Here is a 19,802-nt window from a genome sequence, read left to right as displayed (position 1 = left end):
AATAGGTCGTCCCTACGGGACTTTTTGGATTGTTATTGTTTTTTTATCTATAAACAGGTCGTCCCTACGGGACTTTTTGGATTACATTTATCTTGTGTTTTATTTAGGTCGTCCCTACGGGACTTTTTGGATTACATTTATCTTGTGTTCTATTTAGGTCGTCGCTAAGGGACTTTTTGGATTGTGTTTTCTTGTGTTTTTTAGACCGTAATTGCAGGGCTATTTGTATAAATTTTTGTTCTGTTCAATTTAAATCCTCACTGCGGGACTTTTTAGAACTAATTCATTGCACGTATCCTCACCTCATTTCAACAAGCTCCGTAGGAGCGTCCTATCTATAACCCTAGAGCAACCTTCTTCTGTAGCCCCGGAGGGGCGACCTGTAAAACCATTAAGAAAAACTGTTTAAGAACTCTTACTTCTCCAACTGTTCTTTTACCAGCTGATTCACCACTTTTGGATCGGCTTTACCCTTGCTTAACTTCATCACTTCACCAACAAATAAGCCAAGTAAACCTACTTTCCCATTCTTGTATTCAGTGATTTTTTCAGGGAATTTGTTAACGGCTTGCTCTACCAAAGCCTGAATTTCGCCTGAGTTACTGTTTTGGATAATATCTAATTCGGTAGCCAGCGACTCCGGACTCTTCGTCGGATTGGCTACTAAAGCAGGGAATAATTTTTGAGAAGCCGCAGCATGACTGATTTTACCACTATCAATTAAATCGATAATCTGCGCTAATACCTTTGGCTGAATAGGAAAATCATTAATGTGCAAAGCATTCTCATTTAAAAATGACTTCACATTTACCATTACCCAATTGGCTGCCGACTTGTAATTTTTTGTACTTGAAATAAGCTCATTAAAGTAAAGAGCAATTTCCTTCGACTCCGTTAACACCGAAGCATCGTACTCACTTAATTTTAATTCGTTCACATATTTGTTATACAAATCATTTGGCAAAGGAGGTAAATTCTTTTTTACACCCTCAATATAATCTGCCGTTACAAACACCGGTTGTAAATCCGGCTCCGGAAAATAACGGTAATCATTCGCGCTTTCTTTACTACGCAAAGTAAAAGTGGTACCGTTTACCGCGTCGAAGCTGCGTGTTTCAACCGATATAGTTTCTCCCGCTTCAATTAAATCAATCTGACGTTTAATTTCAAAATCAATCGCGCGTTGTACGTTTCTGAAAGAGTTCATGTTTTTCACTTCCGTACGTCGGCCATATTCCTTCGCGCCTTTTAATCGTACAGAAATATTCGCATCACAACGTAAAGAACCTTCTTCCATGTTACCATCGCAAATATCTAAATAGCGAACCAGCTTACGCACCTCATTTAAGTAAGCATAGGCCTCTTCGCCGCTTCTGAAATCCGGTTGTGTTACAATCTCCAATAAAGGTGTTCCCGCGCGGTTTAAATCAATTAATGTTTCGAACGGATCAATATCATGCATACTCTTCCCCGCATCCTCTTCCATGTGAATACGAATCAAATTAATCTTCTTCTCTTGTCCGTCTTTTAATTTAAATCCAATATATCCGCCTGTGCAAATCGGCGTTTTGTCTTGCGTAATTTGATATCCTTTTGGTAAATCGGCATAAAAATAATTCTTACGGGCAAATTGATTTTCGGTGGTGATAGTACTCTTGGTAGCAATACCTAATTTCACCGCAAATTCAATGGCACGTTTGTTTACCCGCGGTAACGTTCCGGGGTGACCCAAAGTTACCACACTTACGTTCGTATTTGGCAAAGCACCGTATTCAGCCGCATCGTTACTGTACATTTTTGTTTTTGTAAGTAATTGTACGTGACACTCCAAACCTATTACTGCTTCGTATTTATCGTAAACACTCATTTTTTTGCTTTATTTTGCGTAAAATTACAAATAGTGGTGGATATTTTTAATAATAACAGGATAAATTACCTCATTTTATTCATCATTTCCATTGTTACACTCAATTATCAGGATCATAGCATCTATGGCGGCTTAGACGGCTCTTACTTCTGGGCCTTTAATTATATTGTGAGTCACCAACCACAAGACCTCGATAAAATCACCAATATTTACGGTCCCCTTGCCTTTTTGCACAACCCCGTACATTACGGCTATCTCATCATCATAGGAACCGTGTTTCAGATTTTGGTAAAATTCACGTATGGATTTGCCATTCTTAAAGCCGGCAAACAATTTGAGACAAGTACAAAAACCGCTTTAATTTTATTCGGATTAAGCAGTTTGGTTGTGTTTAGCACAGAAGCTTATTTCAGTTTGATTTGCATTTTGTTTTTACTGCTTTACCATAAAGAGAAGAAACAAAGTTATCTGGTGTTCATCGCGTTATTTACCATTTTAGGTTATTATTACAAATGCGCCATTGGATTATCCTGCGCACTCTATCAGGGATTGTATTATTTATACGCTGTATTCACCAACAAAAAACCGGAGTTAAAACTTTTCATCACCATTCTTGGCTACAATGTTTTGTTTTTTGTACTCATCGGACTGGCACTCTTCAGAAGCTTTACACCCATTGCCGATTCATTGGTGATTTATTTCCAAAACATCATCATGTTTAACGAAATCAGTTCGGTTTACAACCGCAATGAAAGTGCTTTCTTATTGATTTTATCTTTAGTGTCGGCTATTTCGGTGTTTTGGTTCAATAAAAACGCCGACTTCCGTTTATTCTGGCTCTTTGGCATTTTCTTTTTGTATACCGGCTATACACACAGCATTGTAAGAATGGATAACTCGCATTACATGGGATTCTTAGTGTGTTTAGCTATGCTCATCATTTGCTGCGGTTTGTTTTACAAACTCATTTCTAAATACACCTTCCCCTTATTAGCGGTTTCGTTTTTCAGTTATTATGGCAACCTCATTAACAAAAAAGATTACGGTGAATTTATTCTAAGCATTCCAAACGGACCGGCGTATTTTGTGAATGCGGTATTCAATCACGAACAACATGTTAAGTTGAACAGCAAAAAAACGTACAAGAATTTAAAATACCCTTACAAACTTTCGAATGTGATATTACACAAGATAGAAGATGGCAGCGTGGATTTCTTCCCTTGGGATTTTGGTTATGTGGAAGCCAATCATCTCAGCAATTGGAAGCCGCGTCCCTTTTTACAAAACTTAAACATGTCGGTTTACTTTGACAAAAAAACCGCCGAGTATTTTAATTCAGCGGAGGCACCGGATTTTCTAATATGGCACGATGGTTATTTTGCGGGACAGTTTTTAAGCGGCATCGACAATTCTTATTTACTCAGCAATGAAATCAACTCCATACAAGCCATCTTAAAAAACTACCATGTGATAAAAAAACAGGATAATTCATTGATCTTGGAAAAAAATAAAGAAGCCGTAAAAATCACCATCAGCGATTTAGCGGCCCCGCAGGAAATCAACAGTGCCGAATGGATTCCTTTACCGGAAGACAAAGACATTTTAGCCTGTAATGTGGTGTATGATTTCAATGCCTGGAGAGGGATAAAAAAACAAATTTACCGCGATGATGAATTTTTTATTGAATACCGTGATAAAAGCAAAAAGCGCATTCGTAAACGCATATGGCCAAGTGATGCCAAAGAATTTATCTGGTTAAATCCATATATTTCTAATCCCTTTGATTCTACTGCGTATAAAGACATTCAGGAAATACGTTTCATCAATACCAACAAATCCATTCATTCGGGTAAGCTGAAAATTCAGTTTAAATCTTTAAAGATTCATTCAGCAGATACTACTTCTACCACCACTTTTTTATATAAGTGGTTTAATGCGGGTCGTGAGTAGTTAACTCCCGAACCCCCTCGCCCTGCGGGCACTCCCCCTTAGCAGGGGGAGAGACTGTCCGTTGCTATAGAAACTTAATTACATCACGAAAAATTTCTCCCTTTAAAAACAAAAGCTAAACGTAATTAATACAGTTGAATTTGTTTACGAAAAATCTCTCCCCTGCCAAGGGGAGATGTCCGAAGGACAGAGGGGTTTTGTGATAGAGGGGATTGTAACAGAAGGTTGATTATAAAAAACCCCCTCCCGCTGCGCGGACTCCCCCTTAGCAGGGGGAGAGGCTGTCCGTTGCTAGAAACTTAAATACATCACGAAAAATTTCTCCTTTTAAAAACAGAATTTACACGTTGTATGTGTAGCTCAATTCTACCACGACTGATTTCTCCCCTGCTAAGGGGAGATGTCACGTAGTGACAGAGGGGTTTTCTGACAGAGGGGTTTGTGACAGAGGGGTTATAAACCGTCATTAAATTTTATCAACACCAAATCATCCCCCTCACAATTCCCGTATATTTGTAATCCCCAATTATGAGCTATATTAATGAACTAAATCCCGCGCAACGTGAAGCCGCCCTCGCCTCTGATGGTCCGGTGATGATTATTGCCGGTGCCGGTTCAGGAAAAACGCGGGTACTCACCTACCGCATCGCTCATTTAATTGATAAAGGTGTGGATCCCTTCAATATTCTGGCTTTAACTTTTACCAATAAAGCCGCCCGCGAAATGAAAGAACGTATCGCGAAAATTGTAGGCTCCCAAAATGCCAAAAATATCTGGATGGGGACCTTCCACTCTATCTTCGCGAAAATTTTACGCTACGAAGCAGAAAAAATCGGTTACCCCAATAACTTTACCATTTACGATACCGACGACAGCAAAAGCGTTATCAAAGAAATATTAAAACAATTTAATCTCGACGAGAAAGTATATAAACCATCCCTGGTTTTAAACCGCATCTCCGACGCGAAAAACAAACTCATCTCCGCACAGCAATACGCCAACAATCCCATTACCCAGGCCGAAGACCAATCGAGTAACAAACCATTACTCGGACAAATTTTTGTGGCGTATCAAAAAAGAAATTTCAAAGCCGGGGCCATGGACTTTGATGATTTGTTGTACAACACCAATGTGTTGTTGCGTGACTTTCCGGATGTGTTATTGAAATACCAGAATAAGTTCCGTTACATTTTGGTGGATGAGTATCAGGATACCAACTTCTCGCAATACGTTATCATCAAACAATTAGCCGCGCGCTTTCAGAACATTTGCGTGGTGGGCGACGATGCGCAGAGTATTTACGCCTTCCGTGGGGCGAACATTCAGAATATTTTAAATTTTGAAAAAGATTATCCGGATTTAAGAACCTTTAAGCTCGAGCAGAACTACAGAAGTACCAAAACCATTGTAGGCGCTGCCAATCACATTATCGCCAATAACAAAGAACAGTTTAAGAAAAACGTTTTTACCGAGAATGAACACGGCGAAAAAATAAAAGTGATACGCGCCAATACCGATAACGAAGAAGGACAAAAAGTGGTGAACAGCATTTTTGAAACCAAAATGCAATTACAGGCCCACAACCACGACTTCGCTATTTTGTACAGAACCAACGCGCAATCACGTTCGTTTGAGGAAGCCTTAAGACGTTTGAATTTACCATATAAAATTTACGGTGGCGTTTCCTTTTACCAGCGTAAAGAAATTAAAGATGCTCTAGCCTACTTCAGGTTAACGATTAACAATAACGACGATGAATCATTGCGCCGCATCATTAACTATCCGGCCAGAGGCATAGGACAAACCACCTTAGATAAAATTACCGTAGCCGCCGCGGAACACGACACCAGTATGTGGACCGTTATATCGAACCTCAAAGATTTTAATTTGGGGATTAGCGGAGGCATTGCGAGTAAGATAGGTGATTTTGTAACCGCGATTAAAAGCTATTGCTTACTGCTGCCGATTAAAGACGCCTTTGATTTAGCCAATCATATTTTAGTGAACTCTGGGCTGGTGCGTGAATTATACGCCGACAAAACGCCGGAAGGTGTGAGCCGTTATGAGAACATACAGGAATTATTAAACGGTATTAAAGATTTTACCGAGCAACCGCGCACGCCGCAGGAAGAAGAACTCAACGAAGTTACCAAACTGAGTTTACCTAAAGACGAGAGTAATTTATTTGCGGAAACAAGCGACAACAGCATAAAAACGCTGGACGAGTTTATGCAGGAAATTACCTTAATGACCGGCACCGACGAAGCCGATGAAGATGAAGACCAGGACAAAGTAAGCTTAATGACCATACATGCCGCCAAAGGATTGGAATTTCCTTATGTGTATGTGGTGGGATTGGAAGAAAATTTATTTCCATCGCAGTTGAGTTTAAATAGCAGAAGTGATTTGGAAGAAGAGCGCCGTTTGTTTTATGTAGCCGTAACACGCGCCGAGAAAAAAGCCACCTTGAGTTATGCCCTCACTCGTTACCGTTTTGGAAACATATTGTATTGTGAGCCCAGCCGCTTTATTGAAGAGATAGACCAGCAATATGTAGAATTACCCGAAAGCAACGAAGGCCTGTCATTTGAAGAAGATACTTTTAGCGCCTTAAGAAAAAACTTTAACGAGACCTCTAAGCGCGAAATAAAATTCAATAAAGGCAGCGGCACACCGAGCCCTAAGCAAACACCGCAGCAAGGCATCAACTTCCAGCCGGCAAAAAAATTAGTGAGCTTAAACTCACGCATTGTGAATACACCGCCTAAGCCCATTGATACCGAGTTAAACAAAAGTTTACAAAAAGGCGATGTAGTGCTGCACGAAAAATTTGGACAAGGCACCATTAGCGATATTGAAGGCAATTGGCCGGAAAGCAAAGCCACCATCCACTTCTCTCAAGCCGGAGAAAAGAAACTTCTCCTCAAATTTGCCAAGCTCATGAAGGTGTAAGATATAACACCCTTTTCTTATTTGGATATTAGCTAAATTTTTATATTTTTGAATAGTGCTTACAAGCGTTTTAAAATATTTGCTTTTGGCCCAAACACACTAATTACCTGCAAGCGTTGGACAGACAACACACAATGACATTATGGAATATATAACAAGTAGGGGCTACGAATTACCATCCGACAAAGACGAAATGGAAAATGCTGACTGGTTTAATATGTGGCGTAATAGAAATTTTCCTTACACCGAACTTTTAAGTGGCGACACTCTCTATTGGTTCGACACAATAAATCAAAAACTTGTTTGGAAAACCGAAGTTGTTTCCGTTGACCGCTATCCTTATGCAGATAAGAAGAAAATTTTCCACCGCTTTAAAAAATCTCTCGGACATGAATACTATGAGAGCAGACCAACAAAAGGATATTTTGTGGGTTATAAAATTAAAGTTGTCAAAAAAATCGACATCGACAAACCAAAGGGTTTTAAATTCCCGCAACTCGGTTGGCTAAGAGTAGACAATAGTGTTTCAAACCTTTGGTTTAACAGAAATCCTTTTGACGACAACCAGACACTTGACAACTATATTTCTTCAAACAATAAATCTATTATAGAACAACTGGCTGAAATAAACAAGCAAATGCAAAATGTTTCACCTGAGAGAATAAACAAACTTGTTTCGGTTACAATTCGCAAAGACACTAAAATGATAAACGCTCTGAAATTAGCAACTAATTTCAAGTGCCAGTTTCCCAACTGCAGGCAACAAATCAAAAAAAAGAACGGTGGATTTTATATTGAAGTAGCGCATATTAAACCAGTAAGCAAAGGCGGACAAAGTATTTTAGGTAATCTTTTAGTTCTTTGTCCAAATCATCATAAAGAATTTGACTTCGGTGACCTTCACATAACAGAACAGACAAATAACAAAGTAAAGGGGCAACTGAATAAAAATCATTTTGACATTGACGTTGCAAACTATGGGTGACAAAACGCCAGCTGGTAACAGCACCTTTCCGTTATGACGAGGGAAGTGCGGATATAAACAGTTGTGCGTTTAATAAATATTGTGCGAACAGACAGTTTAGTGTTTCAAATCCGCCACAACGCAAGGCTGCCAACCATTAGTGTCCATATGGCGACATTGCCGCAAGACAAGAAAATTACTTCAAAATAGAAATTATGACTATAGACGAAAAAATAAAGAATTAGCAATGTATGTTGCAAAATATCAGGGCAAAACAATCAAGAACAAATATAACGACGAGGCATTTGAAGTTCTTCTTGTCGGCGTTTTTACAAATGCTTTAAATGAGGATGATCAATACACTCTTTGTTGCATAGCAGACACTGCAAATAATAAGGACTTAAGGGCAACTCCATGTTGGGTAGACAAATACTTTGACATTATATAATTTTCAGACATCAAAGCCGAATAAAATTAATAACAGACAAAATGACTTTAAAACCAGAAAATGTAACCGGAAATATTGAATTATTAGAATCTAATTATTTTGAGAAAGTTACTGGGACATTTAATCCTATCTATGGTATTTTAATAACCGACGGAAACCCAATTACGATTTCCATATCAATTTCATTGTTAAACGAACACAAAGAAGTTAAAGCTAACGTTAGATTTAAATCAACCCACACATTAAAAGACAAGTTGAAAGGAAAATTTACTGCTGAAGAAACTGAATTTCTTATTAAAATAGCAATAACAAATACAAATGGCAAATTTATTAACTTCGTATTTGAGGACTCAAATAAAACTTTATTATTGACATTAGAATCAGCAGACATAATCTATTCAAATATGATATCAGAAAATCTTATTTCTTTAAATTAAAGTTTAAACTGCCCTACTTGACAACTCAAGATGTATCTGTGTGCGCCATACGAAACACTAACACAGGTCTTGCTCCATTTTTTGCATGCTAACGCTCAAATGCATAACTTGGACAAGCAAAAAACTAGCCCTGCTTGCAAAAAGAACTACACCCTCTCAAAAAACAAAAATGGAAAAGATTAAGCTCATTAATTTTATTTTAAGTATAGTACCGATTCCGTTGGAAGATGCAGAATACATTTCAAACTATTTTCATCATTTCAAAATAAAGAAAGGTGATTTTATATTGCAAAAAGGAAATGTAAGTGATGACTATATTTTTCTACAAGAAGGCTTAATCCGTTCTTACTTGCATGATTTGGAAGGCAATGAGGTAACCACTGATTTCTTTATTGAAAATAATGTTGCCTTTGAAATAACTTCCTTTTTTAACCGTACTCCTTCTGAAACAAACATGGAAGCGGTAACAGATTGTGTAGGTTATAAAATAAACTATTCTCATTTAAACGAATTGTTTCACAACAAACCTGCCTTTCGTGAATTCGGAAGATCAATTCTGGTCCGAGAATTTATTGCTACGAAAAAAAGGAACTACTCCATGATTAACCAAACAGCCGAAGATCGCTATAAAAATCTACTTTTAAATAAACCTCAAATCCTAAAACACGCTCCTTTAAAACAGATTGCTTCGTATTTAGGAATTACCGATAGCACTTTAAGTCGCATACGAGCCAAATTATAACCTAACTATTTCTTGCCTTTTGTCAAGTGTATCCGAATAAATGTTTTCCAAATTTGCATAAAAAACAAATTTAACCATGGAAAATTTACCTGCATACATTAGTGTTGTTTTCGGACTAACAACATTCTTAACCGTTGGACTTATTTATAGGGCAACGAATAATTCTAAAGCGACAATCGTAATTTTATTGAGTTGGTTGGCGTTACAGACACTCATTGCACTCTCCGGTTTTTATACAGTAACTGATACAATTCCCCCACGATTTTTGCTGTTGGTTCTACCCCCTATCCTTTTTATCATCGGACTATTTACTACTTCCAAAGGCAGACAATTCATTGATAGTTTAGATGTAAAGAGATTGACGTTTTTGCATATAATTAGAATTCCCGTTGAAATTGTTCTATTTTGGCTGTTCGTCAATAAAACCATTCCTGAACTTATGACTTTTGAAGGAAGAAACTTTGATATTTTATCCGGACTAACTGCTCCATTTATTTTTTACTTCGGTTTTATAAAAAAGCAATTAGATAGCCGAATTATCTTGATTTGGAATTTCATCTGTTTGGGACTTTTAATAAATATTATTGCAAATGCCGTTCTATCAGCACCATTCCCATTTCAAAAATTTGCGTTTGACCAGCCCAATATTGCTGTATTATACTTTCCTTTCAACTGGCTGCCATCTTGCGTAGTTCCCTTAGTTTTATTCTCACACTTGGTAACAATCAGACAATTAATTAATGTCAGGCGAAAGAAAAACAACAGCTAACAGCAATAAACCTAAGCGGTCGGAATCGGTCATGGCTCGGTGCAGAATAGCGGCCATTTCGTGAATTTATTTTACACCTCGCTAAAAACATTTATCTTTAAGTATATAATTAAGAAAAATGGCAAAGTTTTTAAAAGGCAATGAACTTAATACGGAAGTAGGCAAAATATTTGAGAATGCGGAACAAAAACTAATTCTTATTTCTCCTTACATTAAGCTTCATCATCGATATGCAGATGAACTAAAATCAAAGGTTAAAAATGATGATTTAGAAATCATTATCGTTTTTGGTAAAAACGAACAAGACATAACAAAAAGTTTAACTGCTGCTGATCTGGATTTCTTCAAACAGTTTCCTAAGATTGAAATCCGCTATGAAAAAAGATTGCATGCTAAATTCTATGCCAATGAATCTTCACAGATAATCACATCCATGAATCTCTATGATTTCTCACAAGATGAAAATATAGAAGTAGGAGTAAAAACGGAGTATAGCCTATTAAGTAACTTCACAAGCACCGTAATAATTGGTGAGAAAAATTTAGACCAAGATGCCTGGGATTATTTTGGTAAAGTCATTGAGAATAGCGAACTGCTTTTCAAGAACGTACCAGAGTATGAGGGTTGATTTTTGGGAATTGGCAAGAAATTTAAAGGTAATCAAAACATCAAAGATAATTTATCTGAACATTTTTCTAAATCCACGAATTCAAAAACACCTATTAACAAATCAGTTGAAAATCCCACATCTAACTTTGGCTATTGTATTAGAACAGGTGAAAGAATTCCATTTAATCCTTCAAAACCATATTCAGATAAAGCTTACAAAAGCTGGTCACAATATAAAAATTCAAATTATAAGGAAAAGTATTGTCACAAAACAGGTAAAGAATCAAATGGAAAAACATCAATGGCTAATCCAATATTAAATGATTAATTAACTATTTTACATTAGTTAGTAATCGTAAGCAATGAATTTTGAAGTCTTGGATATTAACAAAAAATATAGTTTTCGAACTATAAAAGGTATTTTAAGCTTAATCCTTCTTTCAAGCGTTGAACCTAATAATGGACGGATGCTTTATGAAGTATCTTTAATGCTCGATGATAAAGACGTAACTGCAACATATTTTGAAAACTGGCCACACATTAATTTTAATCTTAACAATTACAATCCTATGTCGGCCGATGGCAATTGGATTTATATACCAAAAGAAGGAGACCATTTTTTAATAAACAGTCAAACATTAGACAAAAGCATCCTTCCCTATTTATCGTTTTCAGCAGCTACTTTTATTGGCAATTACTTTATTGATAATTCCTTAATAGTATTAAGCTACGATGAAGTAATTCAAAAAGACTTAATTAATAAAACTACCAAGAAGATTAAGAAACCTAGCAATAATTTAAGTTTTCAAAGCATTCAATTTGAAAACAACAATACAGCAAAACTCATGTTTAGCGATGGTTCCCAAAAATCAGTCGATTTAGATACACTTGAATACCAATAAATTTTCAGAATAGAGAGACCTTTTAAAAAATAAAACATCACCCGCGAGGAGTTTAATCAATAAAACTTAGCACTATAGGCTTCGTTTACATTTAATTCGTATATTTAAGAAAATCAATTCTACTAATTAACGTAACTATTTGTACTGTACTTTATGTCCTCCCTTTCTCTCAGCTCGCTCTACTTCCTTCTTTTATTTTTATTCGGAATTGGGAAAGGTTCCTTAGAAATAGTTTATGTTAGAATAAACGAGTCTTTAAGTAGATATAGTAAAAATAATTATAGAAATTTAAGCGTTTTAATCTCACAACAATACTTATAGTAATTCAATGAAAAAGGAACTTATTCTGTATTATTTTGTTTGTTTTTGCTTATTAATAAACATACTTGTTGGTCAAAACAAAAAGCTGGACTCTCTTTTAAAACTTAATAATACCACTAAAGAGGATACTATTAAAGCCCGTAATTTATTTTTAATAGGTGAATATTATCGTTCAAACTACTCTTTCGATACTGCTCTGCAATTCTATAACCAAAGTTTAAAACTAAGTGAAAAGATAAATTCTAAAAGAGTAATTTCAAAATGCTTTAATAGCATCGGCGGTATTTATGAGGCGCAAGGTGATTATTCGAAAGCATTAGAATATTATTTCAATGCTTTAAAAATAAATGAAAAACTGAGGCATAAAAAGGGAATCGCTACTTGCTACTCCAATATTGGTATTATATATGAGAACCAAAGCAATTTTCCTAAAGCAGTTGAATATTATACAAAAGCCTTAAAAATAAATGAAGAGCTAAAGGATAAAAAAGAGATCGCGGCAAGTTATTCTGACATTGGTATTGTTTATGAAAATCAAAGTATCCTCCCCAAGGCTTTAGAATACTATTTTAAATCATTAAAAATTAATGAGGAGATTGGAAATAAAAAAGGAGCGTCTGCCTGCTATAATAACATTGGTAATATCTATGAAGATCAGGGTAATTACAGCAAGGCAATAGATTATTACAACAAAGCTCTAGCCATAAAACAAGAAATCGGAGACAAAAAAGGACTCTCGTTTTGCTATAATAATATTGGTGGTATTTATTATTTACAAAACAACTATCCAAATGCATTAGAATACTTCAACAAATCAATAAAAATAAAAGAGGAATTAGGGGATAAAAAAGGTATAGCAACAACATTATTAAACATTACTACCATCAATATTGAACTGTCAAACTATAAATTAGCTATAGAAGAAGCTAGAAAAATAATTTCGATTTCTAAAGAAATCAACAGTCTTGATCTTTTAAAGGATGGTTACAATCTTTTATCTGAAGCAGAATTTAATCTAGGTAATTTCAAATCTGCATATTTAAATTACAAAACATTTAAGCAAATAAACGACAGCATATTTAACGCAGAGAACAGCAAACAATTAGGAGATTTAATAACAAAATTTGAAGTTGAAAAAAAAGAAACGGAGTTGAAAGCTCAAGCACAGGAACAGGCCTTAATAAATTCGGAAGAAAAGAAAAGACAGCAATTAATAATTTACTCAATTGTAAGTCTTCTACTTATTGTTGTAATATTCTCCGCATTACTTTATAAACGCTTTATTCTTGCTAATAAACAGAAAGCCATTATTGAGTTAAAAGAAAAAGAAACGCACGCGCAAAAAGAAATCATTGAAGAAAAGCATAAGGAAATTACCGATAGTATTAACTATGCCGAGAGAATTCAACGGAGCTTCCTGGCCACTAAAGAATCATTAGATACTTATTTAAAACCTAACAATTACTTTATACTGTTTAAACCCAAAGATGTGGTAAGCGGTGACTTTTATTGGTCGCACACTTTGCTGAATGGAAATTTCGCTTTTGTAACGGCCGACAGCACAGGGCATGGTGTACCCGGTGCTATTATGAGTTTACTTAACATTACCAGTTTAGAAAAAGCCGTGGAGCAAACCTCCAACCCTGCCGAGATTTTGGATTTAACCCGCAGAAACATCATTAACCGTTTAAAAAAAGACGGTAGCGCCGAAGGTGGAAAAGACGGAATGGATTGCAGTTTAATTGTATTTGATAACAAGAACAAACAACTATTGGTTGCAGCCGCGCATAATCCGGTGTGGATAGTAAGACCGGTCACTGTCATTTCGAGCGAAGTCGAGAAAGACAGCGAAAACGGAAAAGGTCTCGACTTCGCTCGACCCGACAAGAGCTCCGCCTCCATTATTGAAATTAAAGCCGATAAAATGCCGGTAGGAAAACATGATCGCGATACGGAAGCCTTTACCTTACATACCATCGATTTACAAAGCGGAGACATGATTTACGCCTTAACAGATGGTTTCCCTGACCAATTTGGCGGACCAAAAGGCAAAAAGTTTATGAGCAAAAATCTGAAAGAACTTTTAGTAAACAACGCTCACCTTAGTCTAAGCGAACAACAAGCTTTACTGAATAAAACTTTCAGTGAATGGATAGGTAATATTGAGCAGGTAGATGACATTACTTTGGTTGGTATTAAGGTTTAATGTTTTACTCTCCAAAAACTGACGAAGAACTGGTAAATCGCTCAGCCCCAGACCTAAAAAAACCTACTCGTTGAGTTAGCACTCATAAATTAAGTTAGTTGTTAATTCTATGATTTAAATCATATTTTTGCTATTTTTACGCGAAATATTTCGTTTTTATGCCCAAAGAGACGCTTCAAAAAACGTACCGACGTACTAAATATATTGTGTACAAGGAAACCACCTGGAACTTTCAGGAAAAGCTCTTTGCCTTCATAGGCGCTTTCCTTTCCATAGGAATTGTTGCTTTTTTACAATCCACCATATTAGATCATCAAGAAAATTTCTTTTTAATCGGTTCTTTCGGCGCGTCCTGTGTTTTAGTTTTTGGCGCTGCTAAAAGTCCGCTTGCTCAAACAAGAAGTTTAGTTGGCGGGCATTTAATTTCCGCTCTGGTTGGTGTTACTATTTATAAACTCATACCAGATCCTTTATGGTTAAATGCTCCTTTGGCCGTGGCTTGCTCAATTGTTTTAATGCAATTCACCAAAACATTACATCCGCCGGGCGGCGCCACTGCTCTCATTGCAGTAATTGGTACCGAAAAAATAAAATCCCTTGGCTACTTATTTGTCCTCTCTCCCATTCTAAGCGGATGTTTAATTCTTACCTCAGTTGCTTTTCTTTGTAATTATGTTCCAAACATAAAAAGATATCCGTTATTACTTAAGAGACCAAAATTTCAAAACATGAGAATTACTAAATTCTGATGCTTTCATGTTTTTATTTACTCTATTTTCCACATAAAACTGTTTCAGATTCTCTAAATTCATTAGCATAGACTACTTAAGCAACAGCTATTTCAATTCAGCAACGGATTCATCCATTATCCCGATTAATTTTATCTTTGCTTGTGCGCTTAAAATTAGTCTTATTTACGCTTATTTGTTGTTGTCTCTCGCTTCGGGCACAACAGGCCGCTTATTTTATTTTAGGCGAAAATCAATTTAAAGGCATTCAGGTATACGATGTAGTGCAAGACAAGGATTTGAATTACTGGATTGCGACTAATGAAGGTCTGTTTTATTTTAACCATTATACCTATCAAAAAATAGAATGCGATAAAGCCAAGAGTAATGCCGTTTTTAATTTTGTCATAACAAAAAACGGAACTATTTATTGCCATAACCTCAATCATCAGGTTTTTCAAATAAATAACAAAACCTGCAGTTTATTTTATGAATTAAAAGAAGATGAAATAAATTCCGATATCAGTTTAAGTGTTACAAATGACAACTTACTTTTAATTGGCGCAAAAAAAATAATTCAGTTAAACGAAAAAGCTCAGGTACTTCAACGTTTCCCAATTAATAAACATTATTTAGGTCCGCCTTACTATGACGGAAAACAATACACCTTTTACCATTTAAATGGCGACGATTCGCTCTTGGTCATCGATAGTCATAAAGCAGAAAAGCATCCTTTAATTCTTAAAAACAACTCCTTGGAAAAAGATTTTGTTTTAAAATTCTTTGCCTTCAATAAAAAAAATTATGCTTTAAGTTTAAAAACAAAAGCCCTTTACGAATTTAACAGTGAAACCTTTGAACTAAATCCAATTCCACATAATCCTGCCTTTGAACATAGCCAATCCATTCGATTATATTTCACAGACAATGAAATGTGGATTGCCGGAACCTTGCCGGGCGTGGCCATGTTAAATAAAGATTTAGTGGTGCAGCAAGACAATTTATATTACGAAGACTACTACATTTCTGATGTTTATAAAGATGCGGAAGGAAATATATTACTCAGCACCTTTGATAAAGGTATTTTGGTAATTCCGGATATGCGCATCCCGGATGTGATTCACTCTTTTAAGGATGATCCCATTTCATCCCTTGTTTATGATGCAGAAAATGGTTTATGGATGGGTTCATCGAAAGGAAAACTGTTTAATTACACAAATAAAACATTAAGCATCATTAATGATCAGGGAAAACGTTCGATTGAAAAACTCTATCAGAAAAACGGATTTCCATTCGTGATATTTGATAATGGCAAAATCAGAGCCTACAATAAAAAATCGAAAGTTATCATTGATTTGGCAGATGCTTCCTTAAAAGATGCTGTGATCGTATCCGAAAATCTATTTTATCTTGGCACCAATCGCGGCATCATCAAATGTATGTGGAAAGGCGGTACTGAATTTAGCTGTGAGTACTTAAAAGATTTTATGTTCAGGATTTACGGCATGGCGTACAATACAAATAGCGGAGTGATGTATGCATCCACTTCCAATGGTTTGTTTGCCATTTATAATAACGGCGCTTCGCAAAAAGTCCTTTACAACAATGAAGCTGTATTCCCGAATACATTAGCATATAATAATGGTATAATTTATGCGGCTCATAAAAAAGGTGGTGCTCTACTAATTAAAAACACTACGATAAAACAGTCTTTACCACTTCTTCTGAATGGGGTTCCGGAAGCTTTCAGTAAAATGATTGTCTACGATAATAGTATAATTTCAAAATCATTAAAAGGTCTCTTTCAATTCGATTTAAAAGGGAATCTGATAAATGCGTTGAGTACTTCACAAGGTTTTTCAAGTAATCGCGTTATAGATTTCACCCTACATGAACATACTTTATGGGTAAGTCATACCCAAGGTGTGCAACAAATCAATTTAAATAAGTTGCAGCAAAAAACCGGTAAGCCTTCCGTTTATCTTTCACAAATAGCTGTGAACGATATTCAACAACCTGCTTCAACAAAAGATTTTTCCAATGCACAACGAAAAATTCAATTTACGCTAAGTTCACCCACCCTGCGTAATCGCGAGAGCATTCGTTATCATTATAAATTGGAAGGCAACGATGATAATTGGTCGGTCAATGATTATTCTTCCAATCAAATAATTTATAATGCGTTAGCGCCCGGCAATTATACTTTTTTAGCCAAAGCCGAAAAACAAGGTGTGTTTAGCGATACTGTTTCGTATTCGTTCAGCATTGCTTCGCCCTTTTACGCGCGCTGGTGGTTTATTTCAATTGCCGTACTGATTTTTTTAGGAAGTGTTTACAGCATTTACAAATGGCAATTAAGCATACAACGAAAAAAGTCGCAACGCATCAACGAATTAAATGCATCCAAACTTACCGCCATTCAGTCGCAGATGAATCCGCATTTTATTTTTAATTCGCTGAACTCCATTCAGGATTTAATTTTAAAAGGTGATGTGGAGCATTCGTATTCATACATTACCACCTTCTCTAATTTAGTACGAAGAACATTAAGTTACTCGGATAAAGATTTTATCGACTTTGAGCAGGAGATTAAACTCATAGAATTGTATTTATCACTGGAACAACTTCGCTTTAAAAAAGATTTTAGTTTCAGTATCGATACAAAGGATATTGTGGATATACAAATTCCGCCCATGCTGATTCAACCTTTTATTGAAAATGCCCTGGTGCACGGATTACTCCATAAAGAGGGTGAAAAGAAACTTAGCATAAAATTTGAATTGAAAGAGGTGTTGATTTGTACAATAGAAGACAACGGAATAGGCAGAGAAAAAGCCAAAGCCATTAAGTTACGTCAGCGTTCGGAGCATGAATCTTTTTCGGTGAAGGCTATTCGTAAACGTTTTGACATTTTAAGTGAAGTATTTGAAGGTGCCTTTGGTTTTACGTATACGGATTTAAAAAACGGAGAGGAAACGCTCGGCACACGCGTAACCTTAAACATACCGATAAAACATAAGTATTAATCTGTTAATGAATAAAAACAGGTGATTGCTGAAATCGACTTGCAGGAACCTGAGGCAAAAAGTAATTTTACACCCGTGAGTAAATTAAGAACCATATTAATTGATGATGAAGAAAGTGCGCGCGATGTGCTCGAAAATTTATTATTACGTTTTTGTCCGGAAGTTGAATTACTCGCCAAATGTGAAAATCTGACGAAAGCGGTAGAAGTGATTAACCAATACAAACCTGATGTTGTTTTTTCAGATATTGAAATGCCCAATTACGCGGGTTATGAAATTGTTAACTTTTTCAAGGAAATAAACTTTGAGCTCATTTTTGTGACGGCTTATGATCAGTATGCTATTCGTGCTTTTGAAGTAGCCGCTATCGATTATTTACTCAAGCCTATTGATATCGAGCGTTTAAAATCGTCGGTGAAACGTGTGCAGGAAAAACGCAATGTTTCACAACAAAATGAAAGACTATCACTGTTAAGCAACACTTTGGAAACAAAGCAACTTAAAAACATTGTCATTACCGATAAAGGTCAGCAAAACATTGTCGCCATTCATAGCATCATCGCCATTGAAGCGCAGGAATCCTATTGCGTGATTCATACCACCGATAAAAAATACGTGGCGAGTAAAAACTTAAAGCATTTTGAGACCGTTTTAGAAAGTTTACCACAGTTTTTTAGGGTACATAAATCCTGGTTGGTAAACAAGAATTTTATTAAAAATTACTCCAAATCCGATTTATCCATTCAGCTTTCCAACGGTTTAATCACCAAGCTTTCCAAATACAAAAAAGCCGAATTTGAAGCCGCTATCCTGGCTTGAATCATCCATTCCTGAACTTTATTGGCTGTTGCTGAGTTTTTACTGATTTATGAATGCAGTCTCAGTAATATTGTGCAATATTTATTTAAAACAACTTTATGAAAAAACTATTTGCAACAATTGCGCTTATTGCATGCTCTATTCAAATCACCTTTGCTCAAGTTAAAGGGCAGTTAACTTCGCTTGAAGAATTAGGTGAAGGTTCTGTATTTAAACAATATTGGGGCATCACAAAAGAAGGTAATACTTATTCGGCTCAAGCATCACAGCAGTGCGAACTGAAATTCGTGAATAACGTTAACAATAAACTTTCCGCCTTTCAATTAAATAAAGAAGGAAAAAGTGACCCGCTTATTAATTGTGGTTTCGGATTTTTAAAACCTAATCATTATACAGAGCCTTCTTTATTCCATTCGAAGACACATAGTTTGGCTTATGTATACATCAATGGTTTATTGTACTGCATTCAGAAAGTATCTAATCCTTTAGCTGTAGAGAGCATCGTATTAGAAAATGTGTACGTACTAATGAAGCCGGCCAAAGGCGAACATACCAGCGGTAAAGCAGCCTTAAAGGAATTAAAAACTCGTAATCATGAAGAGGCTATTAAAAATTATTTTAATGAAATGAAGGCTGTGCAGGAAAAAGCAACTGCCAATTTTACGGATGAAATTAAAGCAGAAATTGACGCGGTAGAAAATAAAGCCTCAGCCGATAAAGCAGCGATTAAAGCAAAAAATGATGCGTATTGGTTATCGGAGGAAGGTCAAAGAAAACTAGCTGAAATGAATAAAGATAAAGACGTGCCTTCAAAAATAACGATTAAAAATACAGGTACCGGAATTCTAACTGTGATTCGCGATAACGGTGCGACCAATCACATTAATGGTGGAAGTTCCAGTCAGTTTTCATGTAAAGACAATCTATACTACGCCGTAAAAGATAAGCATGGTAATTACACGCTGAAGGGTCAGCTTATTTCTGGCGCTAACAACAATTGTGGAGGAACCGTTTCAGCGGTGGGAGGTAATTAATTATCTGTTGCAGAAAAAAATATTAGAA

Annotated in this window: 15 protein-coding genes; 14 read left to right on the top strand and 1 reads right to left on the bottom strand. The window is 36.0% G+C overall.

Going from position 1 to position 19,802, the window contains the following annotated elements:
* Positions 1 to 415: 415 nt before the first annotated feature.
* Entirely contained in the window at positions 416 to 1,867 is a 1,452-nt protein-coding gene (gatB, locus tag J0L69_07455; GenBank protein ID MBN8693018.1) for an Asp-tRNA(Asn)/Glu-tRNA(Gln) amidotransferase subunit GatB, read from the bottom strand.
* Positions 1,868 to 1,900: 33 nt separating this feature from the next.
* Between gatB and J0L69_07450 the strand changes: the two genes are divergently transcribed.
* The 14 genes from J0L69_07450 to J0L69_07385 all read left to right on the top strand — a co-directional run bounded on the left by J0L69_07450 (position 1,901) and on the right by J0L69_07385 (position 19,774).
* Complete coding sequence (locus J0L69_07450) at positions 1,901 to 3,817, top strand: hypothetical protein (protein MBN8693017.1); 1,917 nt, start codon at positions 1,901 to 1,903, stop codon at positions 3,815 to 3,817.
* Between the two features lie 528 nt (positions 3,818 to 4,345).
* The gene (locus J0L69_07445) at positions 4,346 to 6,769 is read left to right on the top strand and encodes a UvrD-helicase domain-containing protein (protein MBN8693016.1); all 2,424 of its coding nucleotides are present in this window, start codon (positions 4,346 to 4,348) and stop codon (positions 6,767 to 6,769) included.
* A gap of 142 nt (positions 6,770 to 6,911) precedes the next feature.
* Positions 6,912 to 7,754 carry an HNH endonuclease gene (locus J0L69_07440; protein MBN8693015.1) on the top strand — a complete coding sequence of 281 codons (843 nt, stop codon included), beginning with the start codon at positions 6,912 to 6,914 and terminating at the stop codon, positions 7,752 to 7,754.
* A 468-nt stretch (positions 7,755 to 8,222) separates the two neighbouring features.
* Complete coding sequence (locus J0L69_07435) at positions 8,223 to 8,618, top strand: hypothetical protein (GenBank protein ID MBN8693014.1); 396 nt, start codon at positions 8,223 to 8,225, stop codon at positions 8,616 to 8,618.
* A gap of 169 nt (positions 8,619 to 8,787) precedes the next feature.
* Positions 8,788 to 9,360, top strand: coding sequence for a Crp/Fnr family transcriptional regulator (locus J0L69_07430; protein ID MBN8693013.1), 573 nt, complete (start codon positions 8,788 to 8,790; stop codon positions 9,358 to 9,360).
* Between the two features lie 76 nt (positions 9,361 to 9,436).
* Positions 9,437 to 10,129 (top strand): hypothetical protein, encoded by a 693-nt coding sequence (locus J0L69_07425; protein MBN8693012.1) that lies wholly within the window; start codon positions 9,437 to 9,439, stop codon positions 10,127 to 10,129.
* Positions 10,130 to 10,247: 118 nt separating this feature from the next.
* On the top strand, positions 10,248 to 10,757 hold the full coding sequence (locus J0L69_07420) for a phospholipase D family protein (protein MBN8693011.1): 510 nt from the start codon (positions 10,248 to 10,250) through the stop codon (positions 10,755 to 10,757).
* A gap of 3 nt (positions 10,758 to 10,760) precedes the next feature.
* A complete protein-coding gene (locus tag J0L69_07415) occupies positions 10,761 to 11,066 on the top strand; it encodes a hypothetical protein (protein MBN8693010.1) in 306 nt (101 codons plus the stop codon).
* Between the two features lie 34 nt (positions 11,067 to 11,100).
* On the top strand, positions 11,101 to 11,640 hold the full coding sequence (locus J0L69_07410; GenBank protein MBN8693009.1) for a hypothetical protein: 540 nt from the start codon (positions 11,101 to 11,103) through the stop codon (positions 11,638 to 11,640).
* Positions 11,641 to 11,968: 328 nt separating this feature from the next.
* Positions 11,969 to 14,167 carry a tetratricopeptide repeat protein gene (locus tag J0L69_07405; GenBank protein MBN8693008.1) on the top strand — a complete coding sequence of 733 codons (2,199 nt, stop codon included), beginning with the start codon at positions 11,969 to 11,971 and terminating at the stop codon, positions 14,165 to 14,167.
* Between the two features lie 158 nt (positions 14,168 to 14,325).
* The gene (locus J0L69_07400; GenBank protein MBN8693007.1) at positions 14,326 to 14,916 is read left to right on the top strand and encodes an HPP family protein; all 591 of its coding nucleotides are present in this window, start codon (positions 14,326 to 14,328) and stop codon (positions 14,914 to 14,916) included.
* 143 nt (positions 14,917 to 15,059) lie between these two features.
* Positions 15,060 to 17,921, top strand: a complete 2,862-nt coding sequence (locus tag J0L69_07395; protein MBN8693006.1) for a histidine kinase — start codon at positions 15,060 to 15,062, stop codon at positions 17,919 to 17,921.
* A gap of 21 nt (positions 17,922 to 17,942) precedes the next feature.
* On the top strand, positions 17,943 to 18,740 hold the full coding sequence (locus J0L69_07390; protein MBN8693005.1) for a response regulator transcription factor: 798 nt from the start codon (positions 17,943 to 17,945) through the stop codon (positions 18,738 to 18,740).
* A 98-nt stretch (positions 18,741 to 18,838) separates the two neighbouring features.
* Positions 18,839 to 19,774, top strand: a complete 936-nt coding sequence (locus J0L69_07385) for a hypothetical protein (protein ID MBN8693004.1) — start codon at positions 18,839 to 18,841, stop codon at positions 19,772 to 19,774.
* Positions 19,775 to 19,802: the final 28 nt, after the last annotated feature.

This window comes from Bacteroidota bacterium, from assembly GCA_017303905.1.
In the GTDB taxonomy this organism is placed as follows: Bacteria; Bacteroidota; Bacteroidia; order B-17B0; family Aurantibacillaceae; genus JAHEYG01.
Note: the sequence above shows the minus strand (reverse complement) of the source record. Positions and strands in the feature narration are given on the sequence as shown.